We start from the raw sequence: 16504 nt of genomic DNA on the forward strand, positions 1-16504 counted from the left end.
TCTCAACTAGACACATGACCAAAGCGATGCCGGTGCGATGCGCATATTTCTCATAATTTTATCTGCTCTCTTTTGAACATTTGTGCTTGGCCGCGCGGCATTTCTTGTTAACGGATTAGGTAAGACAGCAGCAAGACGGGACGCTTGACGCACCGTCATATTTTTAGCGTTCCCCTTAAAGTGCGCCTGAGCAGCCGCCTCTGCGCCGTAAATTCCTGGGCCGAGCTCTGCTATATTCAAATAAATTTCTAAAATACGGCGTTTTGGCAATATAGTTTCGAGCATGATAGTCAGGGGAATTTCGAGTACTTTTCGAACCTTGCTCCTCGAGGGCCAAAGAAAAAGATTTTTGGCCGTCTGCATTGAAATCGTACTTGCCCCCCGTGATGCCGTTCCAGTGTATATTAACTCGTCCCAAACAATTTCCAATTGTTTCCAATCAAATCCAGCATGCTCACAAAACCGCTGATCTTCAGAAACTAAAACGGCCCGTACAAGATTTGGCGAGATGTCTTCTAACGCGACAAAATCATATTGAATGGGGTCATCTCTGATAAACATGAGTGGCGTCGCCAAAGGCGGTACGACCCAATAAAACAGTATTATTGCGAGCGGGAATACTCCCCCGATAAATACGCATATCCAGAATAAACGACGGAGAAACTTCATAAATTTTAACTTCCCCGAACGGGGCTACCCCTTATCACAGATTAATATGCCCAAGAGTTTAACAACCTCACAAACAGGTACAATACACTTGTACAACATGGGCACTTGTACAACATGAGCAAAAATCACACCCGTGAAATATCCCGCCGAGCTAAATGCCTTAAAAACGCCGCTAGTTTTGCGGGGCGTATCGGCTTGTTATAATAGCTAAATCCTTTTCTTTTTGTTGCCGCTTCAATTTCAGGGTCAGTGTTCCCAGTCAAAATAATTCCGCGATTTCTTTCGCCTTTTGTAAGGAGAGAATCAAGAATATCCAAGCCTGTTTTCTCGCTCTCTAATTCGTAATCAGTTACATAAGCCAGCGGCTGTATTTCAGCTGTATTTAACAATTTTTTTAGCTCTGCACTATTTTGAGCAGCCAGTACGTTACATCCCCACTTTTCAAGTAACCCTGTCATTGCAACAATGATCTGTGGATTGTCATCCAGTAAAACAATTGTTTGATTGTTTAAAATATTTTCATTGATCTTCTTTTCAACATTAGCCGAAGTCTGTTCGTAAGAATTAACCCGATCCGCTTCTATAAGTTCAATACTGAAAATCGCCCCTTTTCCTACGTCAGAAAAAACAGTTATCTCGGTCTCTAACAAAGCTGCCATCTGCTGGGCAATTGCCAAACCTAAGCCAAGGCCCTTTTCGGATTTATCTCCATTACGATAAAATTCATGAAAAATTTGCTGCTGTTGATCTTTTGAAATACCACGACCACTATCCTGAACCTTAATCGTTACACCTTTTCTCGAAGATACGGCCTTGAGTATAATTTCTCCTTCTTGGGTATAACGAACAGCATTGGAAAGAAGGTTTCGTAAAATCCGATCCAACAAAAGAGGCTCGCACTTAACAGAAAGATTATTCCCTTCAACACGAAGCACTAATCCTTTCTCCGCAGCCAGTATTGCAAAATCAGTTTCCAGAGTTGCAAATAAGGATTTCAGTTTAAAAGAACGTATTTCTGCAACTCGTTCTCCTCTTTCCAACTGTGAATAATCCAGAATAGATTCAAACAGATCATTCATATGTTCAACCGACCGACCAATATTTTCTAAAACGGAACTTCGTATTTTATTAGAATTTTGATCCAACAAGGTTGCTACAAAAAGACTAATCGCGTGAAGTGGTTGTCGTAGATCGTGACTTGCAGCAGCCAGAAACCGCGACTTTGCTTGATCCGCGCGAACCGCGATATTCTTAGCCTCTTCCAGTTCCTCTTCCCGTTTTTCAATAACATCGACAAAAAACTTAAAAGCTTTGGTCATATCAGTTATTTCATCATTCCCAGAGCTTGTAATAGGCGGACGCTGCCCAGAGGCATGGGAAAGCATTGTTCGGTTAAGGTTGGCCAACCGCTGAATAACCGATTTATTAATATGTAAGAAAACAAGTACCGCTGCGACGGAGCCCAAAAGTGACATAAGCAAGAAAAGAACACTACGATCCTGGGCATCCTGATCTAGCTGCTCACTTCGGGCTAAAATATTATTTTGTAATTTCCGAGTCAGAATTGAAGCCGAGGCCACGAAACGATCTGCCACGATTTTATTTTGGCTAACTGTACCTTCAACTAAATCCCCAAGTTGGAAAGATTCATTCTTCAGCTTTATAATACCGTTCTCTCCAAGAGAAAGCATCTGAAGATCACGGACGAGTTTTTGAGCCGTTAATTTGACATCATCTGGAAAATACGATGTTTCTTGTTCTATCTCTTTCAAAAGGTGCGTTATTTGCTCTTCAAACTTTTGTAATTCAAGAGGAAAATCACTTGCTGCCGCAGTTGGAATCAACAGTAAGGCCGACGCAAAGGCATTACTCCACTTTTGATAATCGGGGTTAGTTCCAGTAACTTGTGATAGCTTGACTCGAAAGGAAAATAGCTCTTTGTTCAGTTTTGGTATCCGATTAAGTAACTTTTTCGTTTCGGCAGAATTCAACGCTTTTTGTCTAACCAAGTTTGCGACAGCATGAAGGTTTTCAACCAAAGTATCTTTTAATTCCCGGAATCGCTGTAGTTCTTTCTCAGAATTTCCTTTTTCAAGCTCGACCAAAATCTCTTCCAACCAAGATTCCTGGTCGGCGACCCGTAACAAAACAGCCTGCCGAGTACCTTTACTATTCGTCGCCAACAATTTTGGTGCAAAAGATGCTAAATTTGCAGAAATCTGATTTAATTTAGCCCCTGCAACAACTTTTGGTAAATCGTTCCCAGTAAAATCAGCCAGTCCATTTCGTAGATCATTAAAAGAATAGAGAGAAACAACGCTGGCCCCCGCGATCAGAAGAACCATACAACTTAAACTCGCCAATACCCTCGTAACAATTCGGCGTCCAAGAAACCCGGATCTTTTGTCAGCGTTTAAATTCATCTAATCAAGCTTAACGCGCAGGCAAAGCATACATAAGCCCGCCCTTGGTCCATAAATTGTTCATCCCCCGCTCCACCTTGAATTGAGACCCCTCTCCTAAATTACGGTCAAAAATTTCTCCATAATTTCCGATATCTCCAATAACGCGGCTTGCCCAATCCGGGTCGAGCCCAAGCGCACCACCAAGGTTATTAACCTTGCCAAACAATCGGGTTTGCTGAGGAGAAAGTCCCTCTTTCATTTTCTGTAAATTTTGAGACGAAATCCCAAACTCCTCACTGGCAACGGTCGTATTAATCACCCACTTTACAATATCAAACCACTGATCATCATCGTTTCTCACCGCAGGTGCCAAAGGCTCTTTTGAAATAACGTCTGATAATATCACGTAGTCATCCGAACTTGGTGCCAACATGGCCGCACCCGCTTGCAAATCAATTCGATCCGACGTCATTAAATCACACCGACCGTTAAAAAAAGCATCCCACCTTCCCTGTTGAGTTTCCAGCACCAGCATTTCCAAATTTGTCTGATTACGATTAAGATAATCGGCAAGATTTAGCTCACTTGTCGTACCTGAATTCACACAAATTGTACCTGATTTGGCCTCATTTAACTGAGTAATGCCAAGCTCTGATCGCGCAATAACACCCTGAACTTCATATAGAGTAATACGTGTGAAATTGATTTCCATTGCCGCATCTCGGCTAAGGGTCCAGGTTGTCGTTCTAGTCAAAAGATCGATTTCGCCCTCTAATAAAGTGGTGATGCGATTTTGACTATCCACAGGAATAAAACGAACCGCTGTAGGGTCTCCCAATGTGGCCGTCGCAACTGCTCGACAGAAATCCACATCAAATCCGTGCCATTTCCCTTGAATATCGCGCTGGGCAAACCCAAAATCATGCTCCCCAACACCACAGGTCAGATAGCCTCTTTCTTTAACGATATCAAGGGTTGATGCTGAAGTTTTGCCGCCCCAAAAGCTAAGTCCCAAAACAAGAGACAAAGCCGCGGAATGGAAAAAATTTGATCTAAACACGGTCTTGCACCCTCAAATAAATTACCCAGTAAAATGACTATATCAAAGCCCCTCGGAATATACAGTGGCGTACGACCTTAATCGTAAGAATACCCCCTATGAACTACGACTTTAGTCTCGATACCCAATACCTCTGTCCAATTGCGGCATCTCTATTTTTTGGGGAATGATTGGTTTAACACGGCCTTCAAAAAAATATGTTCCCCAATTAAGGAACAAAAAAATAATGCGTTGTGTAGAACAGGAAACTTAAAATTCAGAGGCATTCAATGAAAAAATTCGCTGTTAACAAAAGCACTGGTAAAAAAATTTCTGGGTTGATGGTCGCCGGACTTGCCCTTTTTGCAACACAGGCATCAGCAGGCACACTTGATGACGTAAAAGCACGAGGTCACATTAACTGTGGCGTCAGTGAAGGCGTTCCTGGGTTCTCTAACCCGAACTCTGACGGTGTCTGGTCAGGACTAGACGTCGATATGTGCCGCGCAGTATCTGCCGCAATCTTTGGCGAAAGTGACAAGATCAAGTTTGTTCCTCTTGCCTCTAAACAAAAAATCCTCGCAGTCGTCACAGGCCAAGTTGATCTAACATCCCGGACCACAACTTGGACAATGAAACGCGACACCAAAGAAGGTGTCGACTTCACCACTATCGTTTTCTATGACGGTCAAGGCTTCATGACCCGTAAAGATTTGGGTGTAAACAGCGCCAAAGAACTTGATGGTGCAACAGTATGTGTAACATCGGGTACAACAACAGAATTAAACCTTGCCGACTTTGCGCGAGCCAATAGCTTGAACTTCGAACCAGTTGTTTTTGAAGGCAAAAAAGAGGCCGTGAACGCATATCGTTCCGGTCGTTGTGACGCGCTCACAACAGACAATAGCCAACTTGCATCATTCAGAACAACGATGCCAGATCCAAGTGCCCATGTAGTTTTGCCGGAAATCATTTCAAAAGAGCCTCTTTCCCCGTTAGTAAAACATGGTGATAACCAGTGGAAAGATCTTGTGACTTGGACAATCAATGGCCTGATTACCGCTGAAGAACTTGGTGTTACTCAGGAGAATCTTTCCGATCTGTCAGAAGCACAGCGTAATAACCCTACAGTACAGCGTATGCTGGGCGCTTCAGGTGAATACGGTAGCTATCTAGGTCTAGAGAACGACTGGATGGTTAACGCAATTTCTGCCGTTGGGAATTACGGTGAAATTTTTGACCGTAATCTAGGTAAAGACAGTCCCCTAAACCTGCCCCGCGGCACCAATGCATTATGGCAAAATGGTGGTCTCATGTACGTAGCACCATTACGCTAATACACTTTTGCTTTGGCTGGTGTGGTTAGTTAAAAGCAAAAACCGGTAAGAGCAGTTTCACAAAAAACGAACTGCTCTTACCAACACTAACAAGGGTTCACCTACTAAACCACAGCGGTAACTCAAGGAACTTTTTTCACCTAAAGATCCTTGCCCCTCTTTCCGACCAAAGGTTAAATGATGTCGAAATCTACCAGCGCGCGTCTTGGTGGGCTGTTTTCCTATCGCAATTTATTGTCCTGTCTCTATCAGACACTCACAGCAGGAATCGTCATTGCCTGTGCCTATTACCTTTTGCTAGCGACCCAGGAAAACTTAGAAGCACGCCACATTGAATCCGGCTTTTCTTTTCTCTCTCTGGAAGCTGGTTTTCCCATTGGGGATTCTCTGATTTCCTATAGCCCGTCTGATACTTACGGACGTGCCCTTTTGGTCGGAATCATTAACACCTTCTTTGCTGCAATCCTTTGTATTTTCTTGGCGACCATAGTTGGAATTGTAATGGGTGTTGCCCAGGTATCTGGTAATCCACTCATTGCCAGAATGGCCGAGATTTATGTTGAGATCATGCGCAACATTCCCGTTCTTTTGATTCTTTTATTTGTTTACGGGGTTGTTCTGGTCGGCCTGCCATCAGTTAAACAAGCGATTGAATTCATACCTGACGGCTTCCTCAGTCAAAGAGGGATCTTTGTTCCCAAACCAATAGCCGGTGAAAACTTTATTTACCTCATGGTTGCTCTTGGTTTAGGGATTATCGGAACAGTTTTTTTTCTTAAATGGGCGAAGAAGACCTTAGATACAACAGGGAAAAGTTATCCTACAATATGGATTTCCTTGGCTTTAATCATCGTCCCACCTGTGATTACCCAAACAATTTTTAGCGATGTTCTGACTTGGGAAGTGCCAGAGCTAAAAGGCTTTAACTTTAAAGGTGGCTGGGTTTTCCGCCCGGAATTTGCAGCTTTGGTTTTTGGTTTAGTCCTGTATCGCGGAGCATTTATTGCGGAAAATGTCCGAAGCGGCATTGTTTCCGTTCAAAAAGGACAGCGTGAAGCTGCGACAGCCCTTGGATTATCGCCAGACCGGACCATGCGGGATGTTGTCCTTCCTCAGGCGCTTCGTACGGTAATTCCTTCCACCACCAACGACTATGCAAGTCTAGTTAAAGACAGCTCCCTGGCCATAGCCATTGGCTTTCCTGATATGGTGTCGATTGGGGGCACCATGATTGGCCAAAACGGACAAGCGATTGAGGTTATCGCTATTTGGATGGGCGTTTACCTCTGTATCAATCTGATCATTTCCTTATTGATGAATATTGCCAATAACAAATTCCAACTAGTGGAGCGCTAATCATGACTATGGTTTTCCAGCCCTCTCCGGATATGCCGCCGCCTGCGTCACAGACCGGTCTTCTTCACTGGGTAAGAAACAATCTGTTCAATAGTTTTGCCAATGGCCTTTTGACCATTATTGGTTTAGCTATTTTGGCAAATATTATTCCTCCTCTGGTTAACTGGCTCCTGATTGATGCCATTTTCCAAGGTACTGCAGAGACATGCCGACAAGGACAAGGTGCTTGCTGGGCCTTTGTTGATGCACAGATAAAACTATTCTTATTAGGACCATACCCCACAGAATTGGCCTGGCGTCCTATTCTTTCAGCTATTTTTCTTTTCGGGCTGTTTATCATTACCGCTCGGCATATGCTAAAGACTGCTCACTTGGTCGTAGCCTGGCTTATCCTTCCCTTACCGATTTATTGGCTTATCGGTGGCGGATTAGGACTAGAGGTTGTTGACACATCTGAATGGGGTGGGTTAATGCTCACCTTGGTTCTTGCTGTTGTTGGTATTTTGGCTTCTCTTCCAATCGGCGTTCTCTTAGCGCTTGGCCGCAGCATGCAAAACAAAATTATTAAGGGCTTTTGCATCTGTGTGATTGAACTGGTCCGTGGGGTACCACTGGTTACAATCCTTTTCATGGCAACCATTATGCTTCCCCTATTTCTGCCCACAGACGTTGAGGTCGGTATTCTCTATCGGGTTCAATTTGGTATCATTCTCTTTTCGTCTGCCTATATTGCTGAAGTCGTCCGTGGTGGCCTTCAGGGCGTAGACAAGGGACAAGGCGAAGCAGCCGTAGCATTAGGCTTAAACCGTTGGGGAACAACCACTTTCATTATTCTACCACAGGCTTTGAAGATTGTTATTCCCCCTCTTATCGGCCGCTGTATCGCACTTCTCAAAGATACTTCTCTCGTCGTGGTCGTTGGCTTGCTCGACTTTCTCGGTATTGCCAAAGCAGCCTCTCAGGATGCGGAATGGCTTGGTTTTAACGCAGAGGCTTTTGTTTTCTGTGCTTTCATTTACTGGGTACTTTGTTTCAGTCTTAGTCGCTATGGCCGTTCGCTCGAAAAGCGCGGTCAGGTTGGTCATCATTAATTAGGGACGCAATAGGAATTTAGTTATGTCAGGACAAAATGCAGCCCTCGCGGCAAAAAATGAACAAGACACCGTCATTTCTCTTGTAGATATGAATAAATGGTATGGGGACTTTCATGTTCTCAAAAACATTAACCTTGAAGTCCAAAGAGGCGAACGCATCGTTATCTGTGGTCCATCAGGCTCTGGTAAATCTACTATGATTCGATGCATCAACCAGCTTGAAGAACACCAGTCTGGCACCATTATCGTTAATAATCAGGAACTCACCAACAACACCAAAGCGTTGGAGAAAGTACGCAAAGATGTTGGTATGTGCTTTCAGCACTTCAACCTCTTTCCGCATATGACTATTCTTGAGAACTTGATCCTTGCCCCAATATGGGTTCGGAAGATGCCACGCAAAGATGCCATAGACCTCGCAATGACTTATCTAAAGCGCGTAAACATTGCCGAACAGAGCCAAAAATACCCGGGCCAACTCTCTGGTGGCCAACAACAGCGTGTTGCAATTGCCCGTTCACTTTGTATGTCCCCCAAAGTCATGCTGTTTGATGAGCCAACATCTGCGCTTGACCCCGAAATGATCAAGGAAGTTTTGGATGTGATGGAAGAGCTCGCCAATGATGGTATGACCATGCTTTGCGTAACCCACGAAATGGGTTTTGCAAAGTCAGTTGCCGACCGCGTCATTTTTATGGACGGCGGGGAAATAGTTGAAGAAAACGAACCAAACGAATTTTTTAATAACCCTCAGATGGATCGGACCCAACTGTTCCTGAGCCAAATCCTTTCCCACTAAAAGTCAGCCCCCTATGAAAACACAAAATCATGTCCTGGTCCTGTCTTCACGGGCAGACTTACCCTTTGCTATCACAGACCATTGTGCTTCTTTTTTAGATAATAGAAATGTTAAACTAGAGAAAATTAATATTCTGGGCGACAAGGGTCTCGAGTTAATTTTTGCCAGCGATTTTTCCACTCATCTAGCCGAGTTGCGCGAACAACTGAAACCATTAGAAATTGATGCAAACCTCTGCTCGACAATAAACAGAAGAAAGAAACTTCTTATTGCCGATATGGATGCGACTATAATTACCTCTGAATGTATTGATGAATTGGCGAGCATTCATGGAATATCGGACCAAATAAAGGCCATTACCAGCAAAGCAATGCAAGGAGAACTCGATTTTGACAGTTCTTTACGGGCAAGAGTGAGGTTGTTATGCGATCTCCCCACAAAAGCCATAGAAATTGCTTACAGGGACAAAGTATCTCTAACCGCTGGAGCACAGACACTGATTCAGACGATGAACACTTTTAAAGCCACGACAATCCTTGCGTCCGGTGGGTTTACTTGTTTTGCAGAAAGGATAGCGCAAAGAGTTGGCTTCCATCACTGTCATGCAAATAAACTTGATATAGCAGATGAGCGTCTCACAGGGAAAATCATCGAACCTATTCTCGGTAAGGAAAGCAAGAAAACCATTCTACAACAATATATGCGTGATCTTAAGATCAAGGCTGATGACACAATCGCTGTAGGCGACGGGGCCAATGATGAAGATATGATCAAGGCCGCAAGTTTTGGGGTGGCCTTTAATGCGAAACCTAGTCTGCGACAACATACACCTTTACATATTGATCATTCTGACTTGACCGCATTACTCTTTCTACAAGGGTACAGAGAAGAAGAATTTGTTAGAAATACCATTTAAGAAAACACATTCAATTCACAAAAGAAACTTAGCCCCAAGACTTGCTAACTTTGTATATGCCTCGCTATTATCCTTCCCATACACTCAACCACTAAAAGGTTGAGTGTAATGTGCATAGGTCACGAGGTTAACTTGAAGATACTGATTGCAGACGATCATCAAATGGTTCGAGAGGGCGTTAAAGGCGTTCTTTCTGCCTTGGATGAGAACCTTGAAATTCTTGAAGCTGAAAACTTTCAGGGGGTACAGAAAATTTTATCCCAGCATCCCGAACTGGACCTCCTTCTTTTGGATATCACGATGCCTGGGATGAATGGGATATCCAACATCAGCATACTCAAAAAACAAGCCCCTGATATTCCTGTCGCAATTCTTTCCGCCCATAACGATGCAAAGTTAGTAAAAGAGGCTCTGGCTCTTGGCGCTGATGGCTATATATCAAAAACCTCAAAAACTGCCGTTATGCTGAATGCAATACGCCTGATTCTTGATGGCGAAATTTACATCCCATCACTTTATCTAGATCAGAGTTCAAATAACCTTAACAGTGGGACCCCACGACTAGATATTTTAACTCCCCGTCAACGAGAAGTTCTCGATCGTATGCGTAAAGGGGCATCAAATAAAGAGATTGCACGTGAAATTGGCTGCGCAGAAAGTACGGTTAAAGCTCATGTAACGGCTATTCTTAAAGCTTTAAATGTAAACAGCAGGGCCAAAGCATCTGCGCTTCCCCTCGTTTAAAAATAGCTTCCTCGATTATCTCTGTTTCCACTTCAAAAAGACCAAAACCCGGCAACTCAAATGAGTTACCGGGTTTCGATTGGTTACGGAGTATCCAATCACCAAGACTTTCTCCGCACTTACTGATCAGAACTTTCAGATTGAGAATTCTTTTAAACGGCTGCAACCACAATAATTTCAACCGTGTAATCTGGTGTCGCAAGCTTTGATTCACCGCACGCGCGTGTCGGTGGGTTTTCTCTATCCACCCAGACATCCCATACTTCATTCATTTCCTGAAAATCATCCATGGACGCAAGCCAGATTGTTGCCTGTAATATTTTAGTCTTGTCCGATCCCGCTCTTTCGAGAAGGGTTTCTATATTTTTCAAAATTGTCGCGGTCTGGGCAGCAACACTTTCACCGGGAACACCAACCTGCCCCGCCAGCCAAACCGTGTTATTATGGATAACGGCCTGGCTCATTCTGTTGCCGGGATCAATGCGTGTAATAGAAGTCATTTTTTAACACCTTTATGCTTGAAAGAAGTATGTTTACCGGAATCGTCCGGGATCGAGTGCTTTTATTGTTTCCTCGGGTAGTTGGGGACCTCTCCCCAGACAGATATCTGCGACATATTCAGAAAGAGCAGGCGCAGTTTGAATGCCATATCCCCCCTGACCCGCCACCCAGATAAAATCTTCGGCATCAGGAGCAAAACCGACCACAGGCGTCTGATCTTTTACAAAACTGCGCAGACCAGCCCAGCTTTTATCAACCCGCGTGACCGGAGCATTCACAGCCTGTTCATATCTATAAAGCCCCTCCGCAAGGACCATATCATCAACAAAAACATCATGTGGTTCCACAGGATCTTCATCGGCAGGCGACACCATCAACTTTCCTCCTTCAGGCTTTGCGTACCATTGTTCAGACGCACTCGCAAAAAGGGGCCATTTCATGATATCATGCCCATCTGGTGCAGGCAGAAGTGCCGCTGAGCGACGTTTCGGCACCAGACCAACTTTATTCACCTGCGCCATGACAGCAACTTCATCAGCCCACCCACCAGCAGCATTGATCAGAATTTTTGCTTCATAGATGCCAACGGGCGTTTCCACCTGCCAAACACCATTGCTTCGGGAAATTTTCTGCGCAGGCGCATTCGTGACGATCTGTCCTCCGTTATGTTTGACAATCCGGGCATAGCCCTGCAGCAACCTGTCGACATCAATGTCTTGCGCCCGCGGCTCGTAAGCAACCGCCGCAATCATTTCCTTTCGCAGGATAGGGACAAGCTCAACAGCCTGATCCGCACTCAGGCTTTCAATCCCGACTGATCCTTCGAGATAATGATCCAGCGCCTCGGTTTCAGATTCCGTCGCGACAAGCATAACGCCACGCGGAGAAAGAAGACTATGATCTGAAATATCTCCGGGCTCTAACAATACTGTTTCAGAGACCGCATTTAACGCCCTCAATGTGGCATTGCCGTAATTTCGTATGAAGATCGCAGCACTGCGCCCGGTAGAGTGATATCCAAAAGCACTCATCGTTTCCAAGACAGTAACACTTGCTTCCGAACTTATTTGGGCCGCAGATCCAATACCCGCTATTCCCCCGCCGATAACCAGCACATCCGCCGTATGTCTCATCCTGTTTATAATCCTGTCGTTTCAAACCCGAGTAAAAACGATGCAAGGTTATCTGATAATTCTTCGCACAGATACCCACCTTCCTGTACCAGCAGGATAGGAAGACCAAGAGTATTGATCGCCTTGGCTATTCTGGTAAACCCCGGTGTTGTAATGGAAAAACCCTTTAAGGGATCTTTTTCATAAGGATCAAGCCCCAGCGCCACGACCAGTACATCAGCCCCAAATGAATTTATCCGCTCGAGAGCCTTCTCCAAGGCAACAAGATAGGCATCATCCCCCGTCCCTCGCGGTAAAGGCAGATTGAGATTATAACCTTGCCCTTCTCCCTCGCCCCGTTCCTGAGCACTGCCCCAAAAGAATGGATAAAAACGATCAGGGTCTGCGTGTATCGACAGGGTCAGAACATCTTTGCGTTCGTAGAAAATACCTTGGGTCCCATTCCCGTGGTGAACATCTACGTCCAAAATAGCGGGCTTGCGCCCTGATTTCAGGAGCTGTTCTGCTGCGATAGCTGAATTATTGAAAAAGCAAAAACCCCCGGCCATGTCCGCAAAAGCATGGTGTCCCGGAGGGCGACAAAGGGCATAGGCCGCTTTTTCACCTTCCAAAATCAATTCCGCCCCTGTCAGGGCTGTTTGTGCAGACCAGTAAGCAGCTTCCCATGTCCCTGAAGAAATGGGGCAAGCTGTATCAGCCTGATGATATCCGGCCTGTCCAACCGCAGACTTCGGATAGTTGGAATTTCTGGTCGCAGGATGAATATTTGGAATAACTTCATCCGACGCCCCCTCTATTCGCTGCCACCGCTCATGAATATTTTGCAAAAAAGTGATATACTCTGCCGAATGTATCGCTGCAATTGGTGCCAGACCATGATCAACCGTTTGCACAGGTTTGCCTCCCGCCGCCTTTGCACCTTTCAGTAAAAGCGTCACCCGCTCGGGCTGTTCAGGGTTTGGAAGCGGCGTACCATTCGCAAAAAAATGTTTAGGATCATGTCTTTTTTGACGTTCATCAAAGACATATTTCATATGTTACCTCTAGTACTATGAATTTCTTTTTTGGGAATATGTTTTGTAGGAACATATCATTTGCCGAAGGTTGGTCCTGCAGCTTGAAGCCTAACATCCTTCTGCCCCTTCAACTGAAGCATGCTGCGCGCGTCATCTGCGGTCGCAACCTCACGGCCAAGATTTTCAACAATCTCTCTGACCTTCACCACCTGTTGCGCGTTTGATACTGCCAACTCTCCCTTTGCAATCGTCAGATTATCTTCCAACCCTACCCGGACATGGCCGCCCATAGCTGCCGACATCGCGGCCATTCGCATCTGATGCCGTCCTGCCGCCAATATTGAGAAGGCATAATTATCACCAAAGAGCTTATCAGCCATTCGTTTCATATGGGTCAGGTTCTCAGGGTCTGCCCCCATCCCCCCCAGGACACCAAAAACAAACTGGATAAAAAGCGGTCCGCGCACTAGTCCCCGGCTGACGAAATGTTCAAGCATATAAAGATGCCCCAGATCATAGCACTCAAACTCAAACCGAGTGCCGCGCTTTTCCCCCATTTCAGCAAGAATAAAAGCAATATCCCGTGGAGTATTTTTAAACACCAGATCATCAGAATTCATCAGGAACGATCTTTCCCAATCATACTTCCAGTCTTTTATACGTTCAGCAGCAGGGTATAGCGCAAAATTCATACTCCCCATATTCAACGAACACATCTCTGGCTCGATTTGCAAAGGGGCAGCCAAACGATCCTCCAAAGACATCAGGGCACTGCCCCCGGTAGATAAGTTCAACACGGCATCGGATTTCCGGTTGATATCAGGCAAAAATCCCATAAAATTTTCATAGGAAGATGATGGTTTCCCCGTTTCTGGGTCTCTGGCGTGTAAATGAATAATCGCCGCCCCGGCTTCTGCTGAGGCAATTGACTGGGCAGCAATTTCTTCGCCTGTGACGGGAAGATAAGGCGACATAGACGGCGTGTGGATAGAACCTGTTATGGCACAGCTGATGATAATCTTGCTCATAAACCGCCCTGCTTTTTGATATAGGGGGTAATTTCGCGTTCAAAAGTGTCGAGAGATTTGACCAGCAATGTCATAATCTCCTCCACTTGAGATTCAGAGGTTATCATAGGGGGACACACCAGAAAGTGATCCCCTTCCAAACCGCCACGAGTTCGACGGGAATAAATAATCAAACCATTGCTGTAAGCAATTTCAACCAGCTTATTAAAAGCAGATATCTCTTTAGGAAGCGGTTGCATTGTTTCCCGATCACTCACCAACTCAAAAGCCAGAAGTAAGCCCATACCCCTAACATCTCCAATAAAGGAATAGCGCTCCATCAACCCACTCAGATGATGCTTCAGAATATCCCCAATTTTTTCAGTATTCGCCAACAGGCCTTGGGCCTCAATTTGCTCAATTACAGCCAGTCCCGCCGAGCAGGCCAGCGGATTACCTGCATAGGTAAACCCATGTAAAAAGCCTCCATCGGCCAATACAGCATCGACAATATCATTGTGCGCAACCATCGCCCCAAGCGGCGCATATCCGGCTGAAAACCCTTTGGAAAAAACAAGTATGTCAGGGGAAACGCCCCAGTGTTCTCCTGCAAAAAAGCGGCCGGTTCGACCGCCCCCGGTCATAACCTCATCATGGATCAGAAGAATATTATATTCTGTGCAGATCTCACGAATGCGTTCCATATAACCCGCTGGCGGCACCAAAGCCCCAGTAGAAGCCCCCCCGATCGGCTCAACAATAAAAGCCAAAACACTCTCGGGGCCTTCCTCTTGAATACAGGTCTCCAACATATCTGCATAATAACGTCCTGTGGCAGGATCATCCGGATCTCGCCCATCAAGATAGGCTGTTGGGGCTGGGATTTTTGGCATTTCCTGCATCATCGGATCAAAGGGCTGGGTCAACGATGTATAGCCTGTCAGCGCCAGTGCTCCCAAAGTACACCCATGATAACTTGGGAACCGTGAGATCACTTTCCAACGTTTGGCTTGATCAATTGACAGCGCGTATTGTCGCGCAAGCTTAATCGCACTCTCCACCGCTTCGGAACCACCGGATACAAAGAAAACCTTATCCAAACCCTCTGGCGACAAACCCGCAACTTTGCTAGCCAATAATTCAGCAGGCTCAGTTTCGAAATGCAGACGATAGCCAAATGTTGATTTATCCATTTGCCTGCGCATTGCGTCCAACACGGTATCATTGGAATGACCAATGTTACAGACCATTGCCCCGGATGACCCATCGAGAAAACGGTTGCCATCAACATCCCACATATAAATTCCCCTGGCCTGGTCCAGAACCGGCCGTCGACCATGTGATTGATAAAAGAGATGGCTTTGTCTTGCTTTTTTCATCAACTATCTTCCCTCAAAACAACACAGTCCTGAGGCCTGAAACGTATTGAAACAGCCTCACCTTCATTAAACGGACGGTCTTCGATCATATTAAGGGCCTGTAGCTGAAGATCACCGACACGTACGAAATACCGCACGGCTTGACCTTGGTAATCAACAGTTTCAACAACCGCCTCAACACTCATACGTTGATCAGGAGCTGCATCAGCTGGCACAAGGCAAAGTTTTTCGGCACGAATGACAAGTTTTGCTGACGTACCCACACCAATATCCGTTGCTTTCTCAAGGGGCACGCTCACAGCACCTAATCGCCCTGCATTGACCAGAACTCTCTTCTCATCTGCGTCTTCACACCTAACCGAAAGAATATTCGAGCTACCGAGGAAATCAGCCACAAAAGTACTACGGGGATTGTCATATACGTCCTTGGGCGCCCCGACCTGTTCGATGCGTCCACCTGACATCACAACCAGCTTATCTGACATTGCCAGAGCTTCCGATTGATCATGCGTTACAAAAATTGTGGTAATTCCAATTTTTTCCTGAATACGTTTAAGCTCAATCCGCATATCTTCGCGAAGATTGGCATCCAGAGCAGAAAGAGGCTCATCAAGCAGTAGGACATCCGGGTTGATTACTATTGATCGCGCCAAAGCAATGCGCTGCTGTTGCCCCCCCGACAATTGATTAGGATAGCGATCCCCCAAATCCTGAAGCTGAACCAGATCAAGTACATCTTTCACTCGACGCTCAACTTCTGCCGCAGGAACCTTGCGGTATTTCAGCCCAAAGGCGATGTTTTCATAAATCGTTTTGTGCGGAAACAAGGCATAGTTCTGAAAAACAATTCCAAGATTTCTTTTGTGTATAGGAATGTTATTGACCAGTTGATCCCCGATACTGATTTCTCCTTCGGATGGATCAAGCAACCCGGCAATCATTCGTAATGTCGTGGTTTTTCCGCAGCCTGAAGGGCCGAGTAAGGTAACAAAGCTACCTTCGGGGATATCCAGAACCAGAGGGTGTACAGCCGTAAAACCGGCAAAGCGTTTGGCGACATTTCTCAAGCTGACGGAACTCACAGCAGATCTCCAGAAACTGAACGTATT

Annotated in this window: 15 protein-coding genes; 6 read left to right on the forward strand and 9 right to left on the reverse strand. The window is 45.4% G+C overall.

All coding sequences use genetic code 11. The features are described from left to right. Nucleotides 1–6: 6 nt before the first annotated feature. From mtgA to ACN0QW_RS14925, 3 genes are all read right to left on the reverse strand, one after another. A complete protein-coding gene (gene mtgA, locus ACN0QW_RS14915; RefSeq protein ID WP_417432395.1) occupies nucleotides 7–669 on the reverse strand; it encodes a monofunctional biosynthetic peptidoglycan transglycosylase in 663 nt (220 codons plus the stop codon). Between the two features lie 125 nt (nucleotides 670–794). Further along, a complete protein-coding gene (locus tag ACN0QW_RS14920; protein WP_417432396.1) occupies nucleotides 795–3092 on the reverse strand; it encodes a hybrid sensor histidine kinase/response regulator in 2298 nt (765 codons plus the stop codon). A gap of 10 nt (nucleotides 3093–3102) precedes the next feature. Continuing rightward, entirely contained in the window at nucleotides 3103–4134 is a 1032-nt protein-coding gene (locus tag ACN0QW_RS14925) for an amino acid ABC transporter substrate-binding protein (RefSeq protein ID WP_417432397.1), read from the reverse strand. A 269-nt stretch (nucleotides 4135–4403) separates the two neighbouring features. On the opposite strand from ACN0QW_RS14925, the gene ACN0QW_RS14930 reads away from it, so the two are divergent. From ACN0QW_RS14930 to ACN0QW_RS14955, 6 genes are all read left to right on the forward strand, one after another. After that, a complete protein-coding gene (locus ACN0QW_RS14930; protein WP_417432398.1) occupies nucleotides 4404–5450 on the forward strand; it encodes an amino acid ABC transporter substrate-binding protein in 1047 nt (348 codons plus the stop codon). A gap of 177 nt (nucleotides 5451–5627) precedes the next feature. Further along, the gene (locus ACN0QW_RS14935) at nucleotides 5628–6806 is read left to right on the forward strand and encodes an amino acid ABC transporter permease (RefSeq protein ID WP_417432400.1); all 1179 of its coding nucleotides are present in this window, start codon (nucleotides 5628–5630) and stop codon (nucleotides 6804–6806) included. Nucleotides 6807–6808: 2 nt separating this feature from the next. After that, the gene (locus tag ACN0QW_RS14940) at nucleotides 6809–7897 is read left to right on the forward strand and encodes an amino acid ABC transporter permease (protein ID WP_417432402.1); all 1089 of its coding nucleotides are present in this window, start codon (nucleotides 6809–6811) and stop codon (nucleotides 7895–7897) included. Between the two features lie 25 nt (nucleotides 7898–7922). Beyond that, complete coding sequence (locus ACN0QW_RS14945; protein WP_299381241.1) at nucleotides 7923–8699, forward strand: amino acid ABC transporter ATP-binding protein; 777 nt, start codon at nucleotides 7923–7925, stop codon at nucleotides 8697–8699. 13 nt (nucleotides 8700–8712) lie between these two features. Beyond that, the gene (gene serB / locus ACN0QW_RS14950) at nucleotides 8713–9615 is read left to right on the forward strand and encodes a phosphoserine phosphatase SerB (RefSeq protein WP_417432404.1); all 903 of its coding nucleotides are present in this window, start codon (nucleotides 8713–8715) and stop codon (nucleotides 9613–9615) included. 132 nt (nucleotides 9616–9747) lie between these two features. Further along, entirely contained in the window at nucleotides 9748–10359 is a 612-nt protein-coding gene (locus tag ACN0QW_RS14955) for a response regulator (protein WP_417432406.1), read from the forward strand. A 152-nt stretch (nucleotides 10360–10511) separates the two neighbouring features. Here the strand turns inward: ACN0QW_RS14955 and ACN0QW_RS14960 are convergent, their stop codons facing one another. The 6 genes from ACN0QW_RS14960 to ACN0QW_RS14985 are packed head-to-tail and all read right to left on the reverse strand — an operon-like array spanning nucleotide 10512 to nucleotide 16477. Continuing rightward, nucleotides 10512–10859 carry a RidA family protein gene (locus ACN0QW_RS14960; protein ID WP_417432408.1) on the reverse strand — a complete coding sequence of 116 codons (348 nt, stop codon included), beginning with the start codon at nucleotides 10857–10859 and terminating at the stop codon, nucleotides 10512–10514. A 33-nt stretch (nucleotides 10860–10892) separates the two neighbouring features. Next, entirely contained in the window at nucleotides 10893–11993 is a 1101-nt protein-coding gene (locus tag ACN0QW_RS14965; protein ID WP_417432410.1) for an NAD(P)/FAD-dependent oxidoreductase, read from the reverse strand. 5 nt (nucleotides 11994–11998) lie between these two features. Further along, on the reverse strand, nucleotides 11999–13027 hold the full coding sequence (locus tag ACN0QW_RS14970; protein ID WP_417432412.1) for a histone deacetylase family protein: 1029 nt from the start codon (nucleotides 13025–13027) through the stop codon (nucleotides 11999–12001). A 56-nt stretch (nucleotides 13028–13083) separates the two neighbouring features. Then, the gene (locus ACN0QW_RS14975; protein WP_417432414.1) at nucleotides 13084–14037 is read right to left on the reverse strand and encodes a 3-keto-5-aminohexanoate cleavage protein; all 954 of its coding nucleotides are present in this window, start codon (nucleotides 14035–14037) and stop codon (nucleotides 13084–13086) included. Next, complete coding sequence (locus tag ACN0QW_RS14980; protein WP_417432416.1) at nucleotides 14034–15395, reverse strand: aspartate aminotransferase family protein; 1362 nt, start codon at nucleotides 15393–15395, stop codon at nucleotides 14034–14036. Before ACN0QW_RS14980 ends, ACN0QW_RS14975 begins: the two co-directional genes overlap by 4 nt. Continuing rightward, nucleotides 15395–16477, reverse strand: a complete 1083-nt coding sequence (locus tag ACN0QW_RS14985; RefSeq protein WP_417432418.1) for an ABC transporter ATP-binding protein — start codon at nucleotides 16475–16477, stop codon at nucleotides 15395–15397. Before ACN0QW_RS14985 ends, ACN0QW_RS14980 begins: the two co-directional genes overlap by 1 nt. Between the last annotated feature and the right edge of the window lie 27 nt (nucleotides 16478–16504).

This window comes from Kiloniella sp. (assembly GCF_048259265.1).
Taxonomy (GTDB): Bacteria; Pseudomonadota; Alphaproteobacteria; order Kiloniellales; family Kiloniellaceae; genus Kiloniella.